This is a genomic window from Clostridium sp. (genome assembly GCF_036569345.1).
GTDB lineage: Bacteria > Bacillota > Clostridia > Clostridiales > Clostridiaceae > Clostridium_AD.
Genome location: NZ_DATCQT010000138.1, coordinates 1 through 3916 on the forward strand (window position 1 = coordinate 1; position 3916 = coordinate 3916).

Genomic DNA, 3916 nt, shown 5'->3' on the forward strand with positions numbered 1-3916 from the left:
TAATAGTATCATAGCAATAGCCGCTATTGATTCAGTTACAGTTTTCATAACTTCAGGCATCTTTTTACCCCTGTTTAGTCCAAAAGTGAATATAGCTAAAAGTACAGCTATAAGCAATGCTATTACTGGATCACCTAAAAAATTAGTGTAATTTAAAATGGGTGAAGTTTTTGGTAAATTAATAGTAGCAATAGCCCTTGCTGCCATAAGTATTACTGGAACTAAAGCTGTAAACACACTTATTACAAAACTAGGCATTTCTTTATCCGTAAATATCTTAGGATTATATAAACCCTTTGGTATATCATGTTCCATATGTTTCAAGAATTTTGTAAATACAGGTCCCGCAAGAATTACAGCAGGTATAGCACATACAATACCATAAATTAATGTCTTACCTAAATCTGCTTTATATATAGCAGCTATAGCTGTAGGGCCTGGATGTGGTGGTAAAAATCCATGAGTAGCTGAAAGTGCTGCTGCCATTGGAACTCCTATATATAAAAGTGGGATATCAGCAGCTGCTGCTATTGAGAATACTAATGGAAGTAAAAGTACAAAACCTATTTCATAAAATAAAGCGATACCAACTATAAAACCGGTTACTATGACTGCTAATTGTATATGTTTTTTTCCGAATTTTTCAATTAGTGTAAGAGCTATCCTTTGAGCTCCACCACTATCTGCCATGAGCTTACCAAGCATAGCACCAAATCCAAGTACCAATGCAAGTGTACCTAATGTACCACCAACACCCTTGGTAATGGAAGTTACAACTGAAGGCAATGGCATGCCTTCCAAAATACCTACTGAAAGTGCCACAAGAATTAATGACAAAAATCCATTTAGTTTAAAAACTATCATAAGAACTAATAATAATACAACCCCTAAAGCAACAATTAATAATGGCATAATAAAGTCCCCCTTTTTTTAATCGTTTTCATTTACATCGTATTTAATAACTACCCAACCATTTCTCACACCAAATACCTTAGAGTTTAAAATAGGAAACCTTTACACTTTGAAATTGCAAATCGCTTGTAATAAATGCAATTGCTATAGTGCTCCTTGTTCCAATACCTAGTTTAATTAAATATTCCATGACATCCCCTTTCGAAATAAATTTTCTTTTCTCTTGGTATTGTTTGTGTGATAAGTTGTTTATGAAGAATATTTTCTTCAAATTTATTATATCATACTGGATAATTAATACAAGCGTAAAAAAAAATTTCTTTTTTATACTTTATATTATGATATTTTCCAGCTCAATATTCCTTGAACAATATATTTATATATCCTAACCTTGTTATATTTCAGGTGCCTAAATACTGAGAGGCAACGAATTAAATATAACTCGCCGCCTCTCAATTTAATTATTTATTGAATGTATCATTCCAATCATTTAAGAACTTTTCTATACCACTATCAGTTAATGGGTGTTTTAGCATTGCTTTAATTACACTTACAGGAACTGTTGCAATATGAGCCCCAGCTCTAGCTGCAGCTACAACATGTAATGGACTTCTTATACTAGCAGCTATGATTTCTGTAGAAATATTATGAATTTCAAATATATCTACAATTGTCTCAATTAATTCTAATGAATTTGTAGCTATGTCATCAAGTCTTCCGAGGAATGGACTAACATAAGTAGCTCCTGCTCTAGCAGCAAGTAAAGCTTGACCTGCAGTAAATATAAGTGTAACATTTGTCTTTATTCCTTCACTAGTTAAAATCTTTACTGCCTTAAGACCATTTCCTGTCATAGGAATTTTAACAATCATGTTTTTATGAATCTTAGCAATTTTTCTTCCTTCTTCTACCATAACATCAGTCTCTAAACTTATAACTTCTCCACTGATGGGACCATCCACTATAGATGCAATTTCTTTTATCACCTCATTAAAATCTCTACCTTCCTTAGCTATAAGTGATGGATTAGTTGTGACCCCACAAATAACACCCATATCATTTGCTTCTTTAATTTCAGCTACATTTGCTGTATCTATGAATAATTTCATTTTTATTTCCTCCTTTGATTATATTAAACATTAGTACATATTAAATTACATAATCATTGTATAACGATTTAAAAATTTCTACTGTTTTTCCTTTATCTCAGCCACCCATTCATGATGGAATATCCCTTCTTTATCTGTTCTTTCAAAGGTATGAGCACCAAAGTAATCTCTTTGTGCCTGAAGTAAGTTTGCTGGAAGATTTGCACTTCTATAACTGTCATAATACATTAGAGCACTAGAAAATCCTGGAACTGGAACACCTAAATTTACTGCTGTTGATATTACCATTCTCCAATCTGCTTGATAACTCTTAATAATATTATTGAAATACGAATCTAACATAAGATTTTTAAGATTTACATCCTTTTCATAAGCTTCATTTATTTTGTTAAGGAATTGAGCTCTAATTATACACCCACCTCTGAATATTTTAGCAATTTCTCCATATTGAAGATCCCAATTATATTCCAATGCTGCAGCTTTCATAAGTGCAAATCCCTGTGCATATGAGCATATTTTACTTGTATAAAGAGCTCTTCTTACAGATTCTATAAACTCATTTGCATCTCCCTTAAATAAAACATCTGGTCCTTTTAAAATACTACTTGCGAAAACCCGTTCATCTTTTATTGCAGACAGACAACGTGCGAAAACAGCCTCTGTTATGGTAGGTATTGGTACTGCTAAATCTAGAGCACTTTGACTAGTCCATTTTCCTGTACCCTTTTGTCCTGCTTTGTCTAATATAATATCAACCATATATTTATCAGAACCATTATCCTTTTGCGCAAATATCTCACTAGTTATTTCCATAAGATAGCTATCAAGTTCACCTTTATTCCACTCTTCAAAAACATCATGGAGTTGATCATTAGAAAGCCCCAAAACGCCCTTTAAAAGTGCATAAGCTTCACAAATAAGCTGCATATCAGCATATTCAATGCCATTATGAACCATTTTCACATAATGTCCTGCACCATTTGCTCCAATATAAGTACAACAAGATTCTCCATCTACTTTTGCAGATATAGCTTTTAGAATTGGTTCTACTAATTTATAAGCATCAAGTTGACCTCCAGGCATAATTGCTGGCCCCTTTAAAGCTCCCTCTTCTCCTCCAGAAACTCCTGTGCCTATGAATTTAAAACCCAACTCTTCAAGTTGTTTGCTTCTACGTATTGTATCCATAAAAAATGAATTTCCACCATCAATCACTATGTCGCCTTTTGATATATATGGTATTAGATTTTGTATAGCTTGATCAACAGGCTCCCCTGCTCTAATCATAAGCAATATTTTCCTTGGAAGCTCAAGAGAATTTACAAATTCCTCTATAGAATACATACCCTTTATATTTTTTCCTGCTACATCTATTAATAACTCATCCGTCGCAAATCTATTTAAATCATATACCGAAACGGATATTCCTCTGCTTTCAACATTTATCGCCAAATTTTTACCCATAACACCTATACCAATAACTCCAAATTGCTGTTTATCCATAATAAATTCCTCCTATAAATGTCGTTAAACAACCAATTCAGGAGAAGCATAGCTTCTCCTGTATAAAACTTTAATGTATAACTGTACTTAATAATAAAACCATAAGCAAACCAACCACAGAAATTATAGTTTCTAATACTGACCATGATTTTAAAGTTTCTGGTATTGATAGATTGAAATATTCTTTAAACATCCAAAATCCAGGATCATTAACATGTGAGAATATTAAACTTCCTGCACCTGTAGCTAAAACCATTAGTTCTGGACTAGCTCCTGTTGCTACAACTAATGGTCCTACAATACCTGCCGCTGTAAGGCCTGCTACTGTTGCAGATCCTAATGCTATTCTAAGTATTGCTGCAATTGACCATGCGAGTACAAGTGGTGAAATT

At 33.1% G+C, this 3916-nt stretch carries 3 protein-coding genes and 1 pseudogene; all 4 read right to left on the reverse strand.

The annotated features are described in order from the left end of the window. Positions 1-912 (reverse strand): gluconate:H+ symporter (locus VIM70_RS13300; RefSeq protein ID WP_331946253.1); only part of this gene is annotated, 912 nt, incomplete at its 3' end. 461 nt (positions 913-1373) lie between these two features. After that, positions 1374-2021: a fructose-6-phosphate aldolase gene (fsa, locus tag VIM70_RS13305; protein WP_331946254.1), complete on the reverse strand. Its 648-nt coding sequence runs from the start codon at positions 2019-2021 to the stop codon at positions 1374-1376. Positions 2022-2099: 78 nt separating this feature from the next. Then, entirely contained in the window at positions 2100-3524 is a 1425-nt protein-coding gene (gene gndA, locus VIM70_RS13310; RefSeq protein ID WP_331946255.1) for an NADP-dependent phosphogluconate dehydrogenase, read from the reverse strand. Positions 3525-3594: 70 nt separating this feature from the next. After that, positions 3595-3916: pseudogene (locus VIM70_RS13315) on the reverse strand (gluconate transporter); the annotation flags it as partial.

What these genes read in the sequence shown, in the direction of transcription:
- fsa (WP_331946254.1), bottom strand. Translation starts at nt 2,021, where the DNA reads ATGAAATTATTCATAGATACAGCAAATGTAGCTGAAATTAAAGAAGCA.
- gndA (WP_331946255.1), bottom strand. Translation starts at nt 3,524, where the DNA reads ATGGATAAACAGCAATTTGGAGTTATTGGTATAGGTGTTATGGGTAAA.